Origin of the sequence: Mycobacterium sp. VKM Ac-1816D (genome assembly GCF_000416385.1) — a bacterium.
Lineage (GTDB): Bacteria > Actinomycetota > Actinomycetes > Mycobacteriales > Mycobacteriaceae > Mycobacterium > Mycobacterium neoaurum_A.
Genome location: NZ_AOHQ01000118.1, coordinates 13,772 through 28,010, shown reverse-complemented (window position 1 = coordinate 28,010; position 14,239 = coordinate 13,772). Strand labels below are relative to the sequence as shown.

Annotated in this window: 13 protein-coding genes and 1 tRNA gene; 10 read left to right on the top strand and 4 right to left on the bottom strand. The window is 68.6% G+C overall.

Annotated elements, in window-relative coordinates; all coding sequences use genetic code 11:
- Positions 1-30 precede the first annotated feature (30 nt).
- The 4 genes from G154_RS05805 to G154_RS05790 all read left to right on the top strand — a co-directional run bounded on the left by G154_RS05805 (position 31) and on the right by G154_RS05790 (position 4,063).
- Positions 31-1,332, top strand: a complete 1,302-nt coding sequence (locus G154_RS05805) for a deoxyguanosinetriphosphate triphosphohydrolase (protein WP_023986019.1) — start codon at positions 31-33, stop codon at positions 1,330-1,332.
- Positions 1,333-1,367: 35 nt separating this feature from the next.
- Entirely contained in the window at positions 1,368-3,290 is a 1,923-nt protein-coding gene (dnaG, locus tag G154_RS05800) for a DNA primase (RefSeq protein WP_023986018.1), read from the top strand.
- A gap of 55 nt (positions 3,291-3,345) precedes the next feature.
- On the top strand, positions 3,346-3,636 hold the full coding sequence (locus G154_RS05795; protein WP_019514623.1) for a hypothetical protein: 291 nt from the start codon (positions 3,346-3,348) through the stop codon (positions 3,634-3,636).
- A gap of 181 nt (positions 3,637-3,817) precedes the next feature.
- Complete coding sequence (locus G154_RS05790; RefSeq protein ID WP_019514624.1) at positions 3,818-4,063, top strand: hypothetical protein; 246 nt, start codon at positions 3,818-3,820, stop codon at positions 4,061-4,063.
- A gap of 6 nt (positions 4,064-4,069) precedes the next feature.
- Here the strand turns inward: G154_RS05790 and G154_RS05785 are convergent, their stop codons facing one another.
- Positions 4,070-4,336 carry a hypothetical protein gene (locus tag G154_RS05785; RefSeq protein ID WP_019514625.1) on the bottom strand — a complete coding sequence of 89 codons (267 nt, stop codon included), beginning with the start codon at positions 4,334-4,336 and terminating at the stop codon, positions 4,070-4,072.
- A gap of 132 nt (positions 4,337-4,468) precedes the next feature.
- Between G154_RS05785 and G154_RS05780 the strand changes: the two genes are divergently transcribed.
- A tRNA-Asn gene (locus G154_RS05780) sits at positions 4,469-4,541 on the top strand.
- Positions 4,542-4,569: 28 nt separating this feature from the next.
- Entirely contained in the window at positions 4,570-5,118 is a 549-nt protein-coding gene (locus tag G154_RS05775) for an LppP/LprE family lipoprotein (RefSeq protein WP_019514626.1), read from the top strand.
- 33 nt (positions 5,119-5,151) lie between these two features.
- On the opposite strand, the gene G154_RS05770 is transcribed toward G154_RS05775, so the two are convergent.
- Positions 5,152-7,122 carry an acyl-CoA dehydrogenase gene (locus tag G154_RS05770; protein ID WP_023986016.1) on the bottom strand — a complete coding sequence of 657 codons (1,971 nt, stop codon included), beginning with the start codon at positions 7,120-7,122 and terminating at the stop codon, positions 5,152-5,154.
- An 80-nt stretch (positions 7,123-7,202) separates the two neighbouring features.
- Here G154_RS05770 and G154_RS05765 point away from each other — a divergent pair, with 80 nt between their 5' ends.
- Positions 7,203-7,925, top strand: coding sequence for a VIT1/CCC1 transporter family protein (locus G154_RS05765; protein ID WP_023986015.1), 723 nt, complete (start codon positions 7,203-7,205; stop codon positions 7,923-7,925).
- Positions 7,926-7,942: 17 nt separating this feature from the next.
- Here the strand turns inward: G154_RS05765 and G154_RS05760 are convergent, their stop codons facing one another.
- Positions 7,943-9,148, bottom strand: coding sequence for an MFS transporter (locus tag G154_RS05760; RefSeq protein ID WP_019514629.1), 1,206 nt, complete (start codon positions 9,146-9,148; stop codon positions 7,943-7,945).
- Positions 9,149-9,161: 13 nt separating this feature from the next.
- On the bottom strand, positions 9,162-9,611 hold the full coding sequence (locus G154_RS05755) for a MarR family winged helix-turn-helix transcriptional regulator (protein ID WP_019514630.1): 450 nt from the start codon (positions 9,609-9,611) through the stop codon (positions 9,162-9,164).
- Between the two features lie 106 nt (positions 9,612-9,717).
- On the opposite strand from G154_RS05755, the gene G154_RS05750 reads away from it, so the two are divergent.
- The 3 genes from G154_RS05750 (at position 9,718) to G154_RS05740 (ending at position 14,153) form a co-directional block, all read left to right on the top strand.
- Positions 9,718-11,736, top strand: coding sequence for an ABC transporter ATP-binding protein (locus G154_RS05750; RefSeq protein ID WP_023986014.1), 2,019 nt, complete (start codon positions 9,718-9,720; stop codon positions 11,734-11,736).
- Positions 11,737-11,797: 61 nt separating this feature from the next.
- The gene (locus G154_RS05745) at positions 11,798-12,619 is read left to right on the top strand and encodes an energy-coupling factor transporter transmembrane protein EcfT (RefSeq protein WP_019514632.1); all 822 of its coding nucleotides are present in this window, start codon (positions 11,798-11,800) and stop codon (positions 12,617-12,619) included.
- Positions 12,620-12,629: 10 nt separating this feature from the next.
- Complete coding sequence (locus tag G154_RS05740; protein ID WP_019514633.1) at positions 12,630-14,153, top strand: CdaR family transcriptional regulator; 1,524 nt, start codon at positions 12,630-12,632, stop codon at positions 14,151-14,153.
- The last annotated feature ends 86 nt before the right edge of the window (positions 14,154-14,239 follow it).

The following is a 14,239-nucleotide window of genomic DNA, read 5'->3' as shown; positions in this document are numbered from 1 at the left end:
CCGGTTGTGGTGCTGGCAGACTGTCGGACGGTGGCCACGCAACGCACTACCTCCGATTACCACGACTTCGACCGGCAGCGGCTGGTACCGGAGTCGCCAAAGGGTGTCGGCCTGGGATCGTCGAAGTTCGCCGACAGTGTCATCGGGGCCACCGAGCACCGTACCGACTTCGCGCGCGACCGGGCCAGGGTGTTGCACTCGGCGGCGCTGCGCAGGCTGGCCGACAAGACCCAGGTGGTGGGGCCCCGCCATGGTGACACCCCGCGCACCCGGCTCACCCACTCGCTGGAGGTCGCGCAGATAGGCCGGGGGATGGCCGTCGGCCTCGGCTGTGATCCGGATCTGGTCGATCTGGCCGGCCTGGCCCACGATATCGGTCACCCGCCGTACGGGCACAACGGTGAGCGCGCGCTCAACGAGATCGCGGCCCCGTTCGGCGGTTTCGAGGGCAACGCGCAGAACCTGCGGATCCTGACCCGGTTGGAGCCGAAAGTCCTTGCCGAAGACGGTCGTTCGGCCGGGCTCAACCTCACCCGCGCGGCCCTGGATGCCGTCACCAAGTATCCGTGGGCGCGCTCGCAGAACCCGAAGAAGTTCGGTTTCTACGACGACGACATGGCCGCCGCCAACTGGTTGCGCGACGGCGCACCGGCCAACCGCCCGTGCCTGGAGGCGCAGGTGATGGACTGGGCCGACGATGTCGCCTACTCGGTGCACGACGTCGAGGACGGTGTCATCTCCGGGCGCATCGACCTGCGGGTGCTGGCCGACCGCGACGCCGCCGACGCGCTGGCCCGCCTCGGCGCCGGGGCATATCCGGCCGTCTCACATGACGATCTGCTCGCCGCGGCGCAGCGCCTCTCGCAGATGCCGGTGGTCGCCGCCGTCGGCAAGTACGACGGCACCCTGGCGGCCTCGGTGGCGCTGAAAAACCTGACCAGCGAGCTCGTCGGCCGGTTCGCCAACGCCGCGATATCCCAGACCCGCGCGGTGGTGGGCGGCGCACCGGTGCTCAAGCGCTTCGACACCGACCTGCACGTGCCCGCCGAGGTGCGTGCCGAGGTCGCGGTGCTCAAGATGCTGGCGCTGCAGTTCATCATGTCCGACCACCAGCACCTGCAGATCCAGACCGATCAGCGGACCCTCATCCAGGAGGTGGCACTGGCGCTCTGGGCGCAGGCTCCCAGCAGCCTGGACCCCCAGTTCGCCGCGGAGTTCACCCTCGCCGCCGACGACGGCGCCCGGCTGCGGGTCGTCGTCGACCAGATCGCCTCCTACACCGAGTCGCGGCTGGAAAGAGTGCACGAGGTGCGCTCGCCCCGGCCCCTGTGACGGGCCGATAGACTGCGCCGATGGCCAATGATGCGATGCGGGGCGGCCGGGGCCGCATCCCCGATCGTGACATCGCGGCCATCCGGGAACGGGTCCGCATCGAGGACATCGTCGGTGACTACGTGCAGTTGCGGCGCGCCGGGGTGGACTCGCTCAAGGGGCTGTGCCCCTTCCACGACGAGAAGTCCCCGTCGTTCCATGTCCGGCCCAACCATGGGCACTTCCACTGCTTCGGTTGCGGTGAGGGCGGTGACGTCTATGCGTTCCTGCAGAAGATCGAGCACGTCAGCTTCGTCGAGGCCGTCGAGCTGCTCGCCGACAAGGTCGGCTACACCGTCACCTATACCGGCGGCGCGGCGACCAATGTGCAGCGCGACCGCGGTAGTCGCAGCAGGCTGATCGCGGCGAATGCCGCCGCCGGCGAGTTCTATGCCGAACAGTTGCGCTCCGAGGAGGCCGCACCGGCCCGGCAATATCTGATCGACCGGAACTTCGACGCCGACGCCGCCGCCCGGTTCGGCTGCGGATTCGCCCCGTCGGGTTGGGACAAGCTGACAAAGCACTTGTTGCGCAAGGGGTTCGAGTTCAAGGAGCTCGAAGCGGCCGGGCTCAGCAAGGAGGGCAAGCGTGGGCCGATGGACCGCTTCCATCGCCGCCTGCTGTGGCCCATCCGAGTCTCCTCCGGTGAGACCATCGGGTTCGGTGCGCGTCGGCTCTTCGACGACGACCATATGGAAGCCAAGTACGTCAACACCCCGGAAACCGTGCTGTACAAGAAGTCTCACGTGCTGTTCGGGCTGGACCTGGCCAAGCGTGATATCGCCAAGGGCCACCAGGCCGTCGTCGTCGAGGGGTACACCGACGTGATGGCGATGCATCTGGCCGGCGTGACCACTGCGGTGGCCGCCTGCGGCACCGCCTTCGGTGACGAGCACCTGTCGATGCTGCGTCGACTCATGATGGACGACAACTTCTTTCGCGGTGAGCTGATCTACGTTTTCGACGGTGATGCTGCGGGCCGCGCCGCGGCGGTGAAGGCCTTCGAGGGCGAACAGAACCTGGCCGGACAGTCCTTCGTGGCAGTGGCGGCCGACGGTATGGACCCCTGCGATCTGCGGCTGCGCTCCGGTGACGGTGCGCTGCGCGACCTGGTGGCCCGCCGCGCCCCGCTGTTCGAGTTCGCCATCCGCACCGCGCTGACCGATCATGACCTCGACAGCGCCGAGGGCAGGGTCGCCGCGCTGCGTCGGTGCGTGCCGATGGTGTCGCGGATCAAGGATCCGACGCTGCGCGACGAGTACGCCCGACAGTTGGCCGGCTGGGTCGGTTGGGAGGACGTCGGGCAGGTGCTGGGCCGGGTGCGCGAGGAGGCAGGCCGCAAGGGCCCCCGGACGGGCCGTTCGGGTCAGCAGACCAACCGGCGCGCCGCCAACCCGCCGGGGGCCAACGGCCAGACGTCGATCGCCCGGCCCAACCCGATGGACCCGACGCTGCGTCCGCAGCGCGAGGCGTTGAAGTCGGCGCTGCAATACCCGGGTCTGGCGGGACCGGTGTTCGACAGCCTGGGCGCGGAGAGCTTCACCCATCCGGCCTATGTGACGGTGCGGACGGCGATCGCGGCGGCCGGCGGTGTTTCGGCCGGGCTCTCCGGTGCGCAGTGGATCGAGACGGTGCGCGATCTGGCGGGCGAGGCCGCGGCGCTGGTCAACGAGCTCAGCGTGGACGCCATCAAGATCGACGACGACGAACGGCTCGCCCGCTACATCGGCGGTGTGCTGGCCAGGCTGCAGGAGGTGTCCATCGGGCGGCAGATCGCCGAGGTCAAGTCCAAGTTGCAGCGCATGTCGCCGGTGGACAACAGCGACGAGTACCACGCCCTGTTCGGCGACCTGGTGGCCATGGAGACCTACCGGCGTAGCCTGCTCGAACAGGCCAGTGGCGACGACTTGACTGCATGATCGCGACGCAACCGTTATGGTGGGGGCGCAGCTAACTGTCCAGAAAGGTCCCACCGTGCCATTCCTGAGCAATCGGACACGCACGATCCTCGTCGCCGGCGCCTTCGCGGCCGCCGTCGCCGCGGCACCCGTGGTGGCCTTCTCGACGACGCCTGCCCCGACGGCCGAGGCGGCCCCGGCCTGCCTGGCCTGGTTCGGCAACAAGGACGACGGCAACTGCCTGTCCTACTCGAACGGTAACGGCGTCGGAGTCGGCACGCCGAGCATCGGGATCGGCCCCGGCGGCCTCTACTCCGGTCCGGTGCTGCCGGGTACCAGCTGGAACACCAGCATCCCTATCGGCTGATTCAGCCCCTGCGTTTTCGCCTGGCCGGGTTCCGGAAGTCACTTCCGGAACTCGGCCAGCCTATTTCTCGGCGTCCGCGCACCGTATGCGAATGGTCATCGTGTCGCGTCCCTTTCGTTATCTGGCAACGCGAGACTCAAGACTCGATCTGCACCAGGGTGCGCGACAGGAAGGCGTCGATGTGAGCGCTGAGGACGGCTACCGTGCGATCCCCGCGACCAAGGGGGTCGGCGTCCTGGCAACGGCGGTGGTCACCACGCTCGGTATCGCGCTCTATGGCGGCACCCTGGACAACGACGAGTGGCGGGCGCCACGGGCGGCGCTGGAGCTCACACCCAGCGAGACACCGTTCGGTGGCCCGCCGGCCCCTGTGGACGGGGCACCGGCCGATATCGCCGCCCTGCGATCCGAGGGCGGCACTCCCTAGCCGGAATCAGTCCTTGGCGCCGTTGCGCGGCCGGACGCCGGTCTCCTCGGGCGCCAGCACCGAGGTCTCGGCGTCGATGGCGGTCAGCCTGACCAACTGGGGGTCCGGGGACACCCGATCGGCGACCTTGCGACGCCCGGCGTCCAGGACAGCCTTGGTGGCCGGGTTCTCGGTGACCGCCTTGTACGTCGCGGTGATCTGTTCGTAGCGGCGGCGGCCGGCTTTCGCGCCGAGCACGTAGCCGACACCCAGTACGAAGACGATCCGGAACACGAGGCTCCCTCCACGGTGACAGCAGGACTCTCACCATCCTGCCTCACGCGCCGGAGGAGGTGGTGACGGGGCTTCTGACCAGTCGATTCTTCGACCGCGGGGTACATGCGCTAAAGTCTGTCCTCGGTTCAATCCCCTGTAGCTCAATTGGCAGAGCTCCCGACTGTTAATCGGGCGGTTATTGGTTCGAGTCCAATCGGGGGAGCTTTTCATCTCGGTCGTAAGCTCGTCTCATGTCACTGACGAGCACGCATCCGCCGACAGCGACGCAATGGTCGCGATCGCGCCGAATCCACCGCCGTAGCGTCGCTTTCGCGGCGGCATCGTTGGCCGCGCTGGCCGTCCCGTCGTTGGCCTCGTGCGGCTGGAGCCCGAAGAACTCCGCGCCGCAGACGACCGCGGAGTGCTCGGCCGAGGACACTCCGACCGCCGAGACCCTGCGTACGGCGATCGAAGGCGTGGGGCAGCGCTGGACCGAAACCGCACGCGGCCACACCGGCGATTGCCGACTGCACTGGGTCGTCATCGGCACGGGCGACAAGGCCCCCGATGCGGCCGTGCAGGTGCTCTTCTTCGACCGCAACGAGCCGCTGGGCCCGCCGACGCCGCGGCCCCGGCCGTACACCACGGTGGTGGCGATGGGCGACAGTACGGCCGCGGTGCAGTATCAGTGGCTGCAGGGCGAGGACAAGCCCTGTTGTCCGACCGGAATCGGTCAGGTGCGCTTCCAGATCGGCGACGACGGCTCGCTCAAGGCGCTGGATCCGATCCCCGGCCCGTGAGACGCTCGCCGTGCCGGGGATCGGGTACCTGCGCTATTTGGGTTCGATCGTGCCGGAGCTGACGGCGTCTTTCTCCTGGTGCTCGTCGGCGTCCGGGATGTGCTCGGGATGCAGCATTTCGGCGTAGCGCAACTGCTCGGGGATGCCGAACCCGTCCACCAGGAGCTCCGCGTGCGGGCGCAACCGGCGGCACCGGTCGTTGATACCGCGGGTGACGGCCTTGGCCCGCTCGGTGGACAGGAAACGGTGTTCGACGAACCACGCCTTGTCCTCTTCGATCACCGACAGCGCGTACAGGTCACAGACCAGGCCGAGGATCTCGCGGGCCTTCTCATCCTCGCAAGCGTCGATACCGGCGACGAAGGCCTCCAGGATGATGCGGTCGATATGCGCCTGCGCGGTGTGCAGCACGTGATCCTGCACCGAGTTGAACGCCTCGAAGGGTGACATCTCCTTGGCCTTGCTCTGCAGCCGGCGGGCCACCGAGGCGAGCATGTACTCCTCGCGGTCCTCGAACATCTTGACCTGCGTGCCGCGGTTGAACAGCGAGCCCTCTTCCTCGTTGTCCTCGCGGGTGTCGATGATGGTCTGCATGATGGTCTGGGCCGCGGTGCGTTTCAGCACCCGCTCGCCGGCGAAGTTGGCGGCGAACCGCACCCACTCCACCGGGCTCATACCCTTGATGTCGTCGGCGTAGGAGGTCAACAGTTCCTTGGCCACCAGCTGGGTCAGCACGTGGTTGTCACCCTCGAAGGTGGTGAACACATCGGTGTCGGCCTTCAGGGCGATCAACCGGTTCTCGGCGAGATAGCCTGCGCCACCGCATGCTTCACGCGCCTCCTGGATGGCCCGGGTGGCATGCCAGGTGTTGGCCGCCTTCAGCCCGGCCGCGCGGGACTCCAGCTCGCGCTGCTCCTCGGCGTCGGGATTCTCCGCGGTCTGCAATTCGTGGCATTTGGCGACCAACTCGTTCTGCGCGAACTGCAGCGCATAGGACTTCGCGATCAGCGGGAACAACCGGCGCTGGTGGACCAGGTAGTCCATGATCAGCACCTCGTTCTCCGAGCCGGGTGCCTCGAACTGCCTGCGCTCCAGCGCATATCGGGTGGCGATGTCGAGCGCCACCCGCGCGGCGGCACCGGCGCTGCCGCCGACGGTCACGCGGCCGCGGATCAGGGTGCCCAGCATGGTGAAGAAGCGGCGGCCCTTGTTCTCGATGGGCGAGGTGTAGGTGCCGTCCTCGGCGACGTCGGCATATTTGTTGAGCAGGTTCTCCCGCGGAATCCGCACCTGGTCGAATTGGATGCGCCCGTTGTCGACGCCGGGCAGGCCGCCCTTGTAGTGGCAGTCAGAGGTGGTGACGCCCGGCAGGTCGTTGCCGGCATCATCGCGGATGGGCACCACGAAACAGTGCACACCGTGGCCCTCGCCCTTGGTGATCAGTTGCGCGAACACCGCTGCCACCCGCGCCGTCTGCGCCGCGCCACCGATGTAGTCCTTGCGGGAGGACGGGGTGGGGGAGTCGATGACGAATTCCTGGGTCTGAGGGTCGTAGGTGGCCGTCGTCTCCAGGGATTGCACATCGCTGCCGTGGCCGGTCTCGGTCATCGCGAAGCAGCCGAGCAGTTCGAGATCGATGAGCTTGCGCACGTAGGCGTTGTGGTGGCGCTCGGTGCCCAGATTCTCGATGGCCCCGCCGAACAGGCCCCACTGCACACCGGCTTTCACCATCAGCGACAGATCGCTCATCGCGAGCATCTCGATCTGGGTGACGGCGGCGCCGACGTCACCGTTGCCGCCGTGCTCCTTCTTGAACCCGTCCTCGGCGGCACCGCGCGCTGCCATGATCTTCAGCTGCTCGGCGACCTTGGTCCGGGCGATGACAGTGTTCGGGGTGTAGTGCGGACGGAACACTTCGCCCGAGAGCTCCGTGCGGACCTGGTTCTTCACGTCTCGCCAGCGGCCGTCGAGGGCGTTGCGGAGGTGATCAGCGGTAGTGGTCATAGCAGACGGTAACGTGCCCGTTCTCCCGGCAAGGCAAACCTGAGTAAGACCTCAGGAAATGCCAAGCGTTCAATGGCGTCATGTCCGATCCTCAGTCGCCGACGGGTCTGCCTCATGTGCCCGACCACAAGCATGCCGACGTCACGGGTGGTTGGCTGCGCGCGGCCACCTTCGGAGCGATGGACGGTCTGGTCAGCAACACCGCCCTGATAGCCGGTGTGGCGGCCAGCGCCAGCCCGCAGACCGTGGTGCTCGCGGGTGTCGCCGGCCTGTTGGCCGGTGCGTTCTCCATGGCGCTGGGGGAGTTCACCTCGGTGACGACGGCGAACGAGCAGATCGACTCCGAGGTGAAGGTGGAACGTCGCTCGTTCCGCAACCAGCCTGATGCCGAGCGCGATGAGCTCGCCGCGATGCTCGTCGAGATGGGTATGACCCCGCAGACCGCGGCCACCGCCACCGAAGAGATCCACCGCGACGAGAACCGCGCGCTGAACTTTCACCTCGTCCAGGAACTGGGCGTGGACCCGCGCGAGAAGCCCTCCCCGTGGGTGGCGGCGATCTCGTCGTTCGTGATGTTCACCATCGGCGCCATCGTGCCGGTGATCCCGTACTTGCTCGGATTCGCCTCGTTGTGGGCCGGGTTGGCTTGCGGCGGATTGGGTTTGGCGATCACCGGGGCGCTGGCGTCGAAGTTCACCCGCACCCCGCCGCTGTTCTCGTCACTGCGCCTGCTGCTGTTGGGCGGCGCCGCGATCGCGGCCACCTATCTGGTGGGTTCCGTGGTGGGGGTCGCCGTAGGTTAGAGCGCTGGTCGGCTGACTCAGTTGCCGACGGTGACGGCGGTGGCCTCGTCGGTCAGTTCGTCGATCTCATCCTCTGGCGCGTCGACCTCGCTGAGGTGTCCGCGCGCGGCGAACAGCAGCGCGGCACCGACGGCCACCGCACCCGCGCCCACCCAGTAGGGCAGATGGATGCTGACGTGCTCGCCGAGCGTGCCCGCCAGCCACGGGGCCACCGCCGCGCCGCCGAAACGCAGGAAGCTGTAGGCCGCCGATGCGACACCGCGCTCGACGGGTGCGGCCTTCATCACGGTCTCGGTGATCAGCGTGTTGTTGATACCGATGAACAAGCCGGCCACCACCACGCATGTTGCCAACACCGCCTTGTCGGCGGTCCCGATGGCCATCACGGCCAGCGTGACCGTCAATGCCAGCAGATTGACCACCAGCGTCGGGATGGTGCCGAACCGATGCTGTAGCCGCGGTGCCACCACCACCGAGGTGAAGGCCAGTGCCACCCCCCAGCCGAAGAAGATCAGCCCGATCTGCTGGGCGTTCATGTCCAGCGGGAACGGGGTGAACGCGAGCAGCGTGAAGAAGCCGAAGTTGTAGAACAGGGCGGTTACCGAGACGGCCAGCAGGCCGCGGTGCCGCAACGCCCGGAACGGGTCGACGATGCTGGTGGCGCGCGTCGGGCGCGGGGTGGACGGCAGCAGGAACACCGTCACCACCAGTGCCACGGCCATCAGCGCCGACACCCCGAAGAACGGTCCGCGCCAGGAGATGGAGCCGAGCACGCCGCCGACCAGTGGGCCGATCGCGATGCCGAGGCCGAGGGCGGCCTCGTAGAGGATGATCGCCTGTGCCACCGATCCGCGGGCGGCGTTGACGATGGTGGCCAGTGCGGTCGCGATGAACAGTGCGTTGCCCAGCCCCCACAGCGCCCGCCAGCCGACGATCTCCATCACCGTTTCGCTCATCCCAGCCAGCCCCGCGCCGGCGATGATGATCACCAGGCCGATCAGCAGGGTGTTCTTCGGGCCGATCCGGCTGGACACCACGCCGGTGATCAGCATGGCGACACCCATCACAGCCATGTAGCTGGTGAACAGCAGGGAGACCTGCGACGGGGTGGCGTTCAGATTGTCGGCGATGGGCTTGAGGATGGGATCGACGAGGCCGATGCCCATGAAGGCGACGACGGAGGCGAAGGCAACGGCCCAGACGGCTTTCGGTTGACGCCACATGGCGTGGAACTCCTTACTTCGGTCGGCGGTCCTGCTGGGCGTCGTCGAGCAGCCCACGCAGCACCTGTATCGCGTCGACGAGCGCGCCGCGCTGCGCGTCGTCGAGGTGGTCCAGATACGGATTGATCGCGGCACTGCGATCGGCGCGCACCCGGTTCAACATGGCCCGGCCCGCGTCGGTGATCTCGATCAGCACGACTCGTGCGTCGGCGGCGTCCTCGGTGCGCGAGACCAACCCGGCGTCTTCGAGCCTGCGCACCTGGGTGGTCATGGTCGGTTGCGAGCAGTGGTCGATGGCGGCCAGATCGGAGATCCTGGCTCGGCCCTGGTCCTCGATCGTGGCGAGCAACCTCGCCTGAGCGAACGGCAACGGCAACTCGATCCGTTGGTTTGCCAGTCGGTTGATCCGCGCGACGACGGCCAACAGGTCGGCGCCGAGTGCGGCGGGGTCTTGGCGATCCACTCGACCGAGGTTACATAGATTTACTATGCATCTGCAAATCTGCGGGCGTGGTCACCGTCACAGTCGGCGAATCCAGAGTGCCGTCGCCACCTGGCAGAATCGGGTGATGCCCCCAGGTCCGCCGCACCCTCGCCGGGCCGGCTCATTGCTTCCGGGGGAGTTGGCCCAAGCCTCCGTCATGGCCGCGCTGTCCGCGGCCATCGCGATCATCGCCGTCGTCGTCCCGTTCGCCGCGGGGTTGTCCCTGCTGGCCACCGTGCCCATGGGGCTGCTCGCCTACCGCTACCGGCTGCGGGTACTGCTGGCCGCGACCGTCGCCGGGGCGCTGGTCGCCTTCATCATCGCCGGTACCGGCGGCCTGATGACGGTGCTCAACTGCGCGTATGTCGGCGGACTCGTCGGCTTCGTCAAACGTCGCGGGCGCGGTCTGCCCACCGTGGTCGTGGTGTCCGCGGCCGCCGGCGCGGTGTTCGGCGCGGCCGTCGTGCTGGTGCTGTTGGTGGCCAGCCGCATGCGTGAACTGGTCTTCGCCGCCATGACCGCCAACGTGGACGGCACCGTCGCGATCCTGAGTTACGTCCCCAACCTGCAACCGCTCGCCGAAAAGGTGCGCGAGATCTTCGGTGTCCTGCTGGATCACTGGCCGATCCTCATCTTCTCCTACGGTCTGATCGCCATCGTCTTCGTCGGGCTGGTCGGCTGGTGGGCGTTGTCGCGGGTGCTCAGCCGGCTGGCAGGCGTCCCCGATGTGCACAAGCTGGAATCCCTCGACGAGACCGATCCGGTCGCCCCGACACCGCTGCAGCTGCGCGATGTCGTCTTCCGCTACCCGGGCACCGACCGCGACGCGCTCGGCCCGGTCTCGATGAGCGTGCAGTCCGGCGAACACATCGCCGTCACCGGTGCCAACGGCTCCGGGAAGACCACCCTGATGCTGGTGCTCTGCGGCCGTCCGCCGACCGAGGGGGTCGTCGAACGCCCCGGCGCGGTCGGCCTCGGGGCACCCGGCGGGACCGCGGTGATCATGCAGCATCCGGAGAGTCAGATCCTGGGCACCCGGGTGGCCGACGATGTCGTCTGGGGCCTGCCCGCCGGGGCGACCGTGGACGTGCCGGCCCTGCTGGCCGAGGTCGGCCTCGACGGGCTCGACGAGCGCGACACCGGCAGTCTGTCCGGCGGTGAGTTGCAGCGTCTGGCCGTCGCCGCCGCGCTGGCGCGCAAACCCGCGCTGTTGATCGCCGATGAGGTGACCAGCATGGTCGACCAGCAAGGCCGCGACGGGTTGATGTCGATGCTGGCCGAGCTGACGCGGCGCCGGAACATGGCCCTGGTGCACATCACCCACTACAACGGCGAGGCCGAAGCCGCCGAACGGGTGGTCAACCTCACCGGCGGGTCGGCCATGGTGGAGTCCGCCGAACCACCGGAGCCGACCGGTGAGCGGCGCAGCGATGTCCCGGTCCTCGAACTGTCCGGGGTGGGGCACAGCTACGGCGACGGAACCCCGTGGGCCACCACGGCGCTGCACGATATCGACCTGACCGTCTACGAGGGCGACGGCGTGCTGATCCACGGTCTCAACGGCTCGGGCAAGTCGACGCTGGCATGGATCCTCGCGGGTCTGACCGAACCCACCACCGGCACCTGCCTGCTCGACGGGCGGCCGGTGGCCGACCAGGTGGGCGCGGTGGCGCTGTCGTTCCAGGCCGCCCGGTTGCAGCTGATGCGCAGCCACGTGTTCCGCGAGATCGCCTCGGCCGCGGGGTTCTCCGCGCGCGACCGGGCCAAGGTCAATGCCGCGCTGGCCACCGTCGGCCTGGAACCCGAACTGGCCGACCGGCGCATCGATCAACTCTCGGGCGGGCAGATGCGCCGGGTGGTGCTGGCCGGTCTGCTGGCCCGGGCGCCGCGGGCCATCGTGCTCGACGAACCGCTGGCCGGACTCGACGCCACCAGTGCCCGCGGATTGTTGCGGCTGCTGGAGGAACTGCGCCGGGGCGGGCTGACGATCATCGTGATCTCCCACGATTTCGCGGGTCTGGAAGAGCTGTGCCCGCGCACCCTGCACCTGCGCGACCGGGTGTTGGTCCCGGTGCCGGCAAGCACATCGGGGGCGCCGTCATGAGCGAAGCTTGCGAGCGAATCATCGTTACCGGATGCGGGACCCGAGCCTGCGAGGGAATCGCATGAGTGAACAGAAACGGCCGCTGGTCCTGCTGCGCCCGGTGCCCGGCGACACCGTCATCCACCGGCTCTGGGCCGGGACGAAACTCATCGGCGTCGTCGCGCTGGCCGTATTGATGGTGCTGTACCCGGGCTGGATCCCCATCGCGATGATCACGGCCCTGCTGGCCGTCGCGATCGGGCTGGCGCGGGTGCCGCGCGGTGCGCTGCCGAGCATCCCCGGCTGGATCTGGCTGCTCATCCTGCTCGGTGGGGTGACCGCCGCGTTCGCCGGTGGCACCCCGATCGTCACGCTGGGCGGGTTGGAGCTCGAGCTGGGCGGGCTGCTGAAGTTCCTGCGGGTGACGGCGGTGTCGATCGTCCTGCTGGGCATGGGTCTGCTGGTCTCGTGGACCACCAACGTCGCCGAGATCGCCCCGGCGGTGTCGACGCTCGGCCGACCGTTGCGCTGGCTGCGGCTACCGGTCGACGACTGGGCGGCCACCGTGGCGCTGTCGCTTCGTGCCTTCCCGATGCTCATCGACGAATTCCGCATCCTCTACGCGGCGCGGCGGCTGCGTCCGCGCGAACTGCCCGAAGGCCGCCGCGAACGCATGAAGGCACAGGTGTCCGACCTGATCGACCTGCTGGCCGCCACGGTGACGGTGTCACTGCGGCGTGCCGACGAGATGGGTGATGCCATCACCGCGCGTGGGGGCGCCGGTCAGCTCTCGGCGCACCCGTCGCGGCTGCACACCGCCGATGTGGTCGCCCTGATCGTGTTGGCGCTGGTGTGCGGGGTCGCGGGTTATATCGAGGGGTTCACCTTCCTGGCCACCACCTAGGCTGCGAATCGTGATCACCTTGGATCGCCTGGTCAATGTGCTGGGCGGGTATGGCGTGGTGACGCGGCTGTGCGCGGTGCCGCGCAGCACCGAACTGCGCAGTGTGGTGCTGCCCGAGACCGCCAGCGGTGAGCCGGTGCTCGGTGACGTGCTGCTGGCCATCGGTGCCGACTCGGTGCATCAGGCGTTGGCCTGGGCGATCTCGGCGCACGCGGCGGTGGTCCTTGTCCGCGGCGCCGATGACGAGGTTCCCGCGCAGCTTCCCGACGGTGTCGCGGTGCTGTTGGTGGACGCCGCGTTGCCGTGGAGCGAGCTGGCGGCCGTGGCCTACGGGCTGGTGCTGGAGGGCCGGGAGACCGAATCGGGCCGCGGTCCCACCGATCTGTTCGCGCTGGCGGACAGCCTGGCGGCGGCCATCGGCGGCGCGGTCATCATCGAGGATCGGCACGCGCAGATGCTGGCCTATTCGCGATTGCAGCAGACGGCCGATGCGGCACGCGTGGAGACCATCCTGCGGCGCGAACAACCCGCGCAGGTTCGTGATGAGCTGGCCCGCCGCGGTGTCTTCGCGCATCTGGGCTCCTCCGACGAGCCGATCTTTGTCGATCCGGACCCGCGGCTCGGGCTGACCGGCCGGATGGTGGTCGCCGCCCGCGTCGGCCGCGAGCTGTTGGGCTCGGTGTGGGTGGCCTGTTCCGAGCCGCTGCAGGGGGCGGGGCTGACCGCGCTGCGCACCGGGGTGCGCACCGTCGCGTTGCATCTGCTGCGCTCGCGCGCCAGTGCCGACCTGGAGCGCCAGGTGGAGTCGGAGTCGGTGCAGCGTCTGCTCGAGGGTGCCGCCGATGCGGTCGCGGTGGCCAGCCGGGTGGGGCTGCCGCTGGGACCGCTGCGGGTCATCGCGCTGCGCGCCCGGCTGGAACCCGACCGGCACACCGCGTTGCTGGTGACCTTCGAGAAGGCCACGGCCGGCTTCGGGTGGTCGCGTCCCGGGCGCAGCGCGCTGGCGGAGAACACCGTGTACACGGTGCTGCCGGGCGAGAGCGCCGACACCGCCCGGGCGTGGCTGGACGAACTGCGCGCGGTACTGCCGGGGCAGGCGACGCTGATGGCCGGTATCAGCGGCGCCGCCGAGGCGGGCGAGCTGGCCGCCGCCCGCTGGGAGGCCGACGAATGTCTGGCGCTACACGAGACCGGGGCGCCGGATCTGCCCCCGCCGGCCTATGACGAATCGTGGGACGACCTGGTCCTGCAGCGGCTGCGCACCGCGGTGGACAACGGCCGCGGCCCGAGCCGGGGACCGGTCATCGATCTGCACCGGCACGACCGCGAACACGGCACTCCCTATGTGCGGACCCTGCGGGTGTGGCTGGAATGCCAGGGTGATCCGGTGCGCACCGGCGCGGTTCTCGGCGTGCACGAGAACACCGTGCGCTACCGGTTGCGCAAGATGGCCGAGGTGGCCGCGGTGCAGGTCGACGATCCGCGCAAGCGGCTGGCCATGATGATCGAATTGGCAACCCTCGACCGGGGCTGATTGTCGGATCGCCACAATCGGCTGGTGCTCAACTGTCGGATACCGCAACACCACGCCCTCAGATCGGCCGCATGATGGCCCTGTAC

Bases quoted from the DNA above. Each gene is read 5' to 3' on its own strand.
- dnaG (WP_023986018.1), top strand. From the start codon at position 1,368: ATGCGGGGCGGCCGGGGCCGCATCCCCGATCGTGACATCGCGGCCATC.
- G154_RS05775 (WP_019514626.1), top strand. From the start codon at position 4,570: ATGTCACTGACGAGCACGCATCCGCCGACAGCGACGCAATGGTCGCGA.
- G154_RS05770 (WP_023986016.1), bottom strand. From the start codon at position 7,122: ATGACCACTACCGCTGATCACCTCCGCAACGCCCTCGACGGCCGCTGG.
- G154_RS05765 (WP_023986015.1), top strand. From the start codon at position 7,203: ATGTCCGATCCTCAGTCGCCGACGGGTCTGCCTCATGTGCCCGACCAC.
- G154_RS05760 (WP_019514629.1), bottom strand. From the start codon at position 9,148: ATGTGGCGTCAACCGAAAGCCGTCTGGGCCGTTGCCTTCGCCTCCGTC.
- G154_RS05750 (WP_023986014.1), top strand. From the start codon at position 9,718: ATGCCCCCAGGTCCGCCGCACCCTCGCCGGGCCGGCTCATTGCTTCCG.
- G154_RS05745 (WP_019514632.1), top strand. From the start codon at position 11,798: ATGAGTGAACAGAAACGGCCGCTGGTCCTGCTGCGCCCGGTGCCCGGC.